A 292-nucleotide genomic window follows, 5' to 3' on the forward strand; every position below is an offset into this window, starting at 1 on the left:
GCCATCCCTTCACGATCATCACCAAGTCGGCCCTGATCCTCCGCGATCTCGACGTGCTGAGCCGGATGGCCGAGCGAAAACTGACCCGGGTGGCGATCTCGATAACGACCCTGGATCGCAAGCTGGCCCGCAGCATGGAGCCGCGCGCGGCCACGCCGGGCAAGCGGATCGAGGCGGTGCGCCGGCTGACCGAGGCCGGCGTGCCGGTGACGGTGATGTTCGCCCCGGCCATTCCGGGCTTGAGCGACCATGAGTGCGAGGCAGTGCTGGAGGCGGAGGCCAAGGTCGGGGC

1 protein-coding gene is annotated in these 292 nt (G+C 69.2%); it reads left to right on the plus strand.

Annotated elements, in window-relative coordinates:
* The coding region (locus EIK80_RS25535) for a radical SAM protein (protein WP_125159729.1) at nucleotides 1–292 on the plus strand (292 nt) is incomplete at both ends.

Origin of the sequence: Caulobacter sp. 602-1, assembly GCF_003931565.1 — a bacterium.
In the GTDB taxonomy this organism is placed as follows: Bacteria; Pseudomonadota; Alphaproteobacteria; order Caulobacterales; family Caulobacteraceae; genus Caulobacter.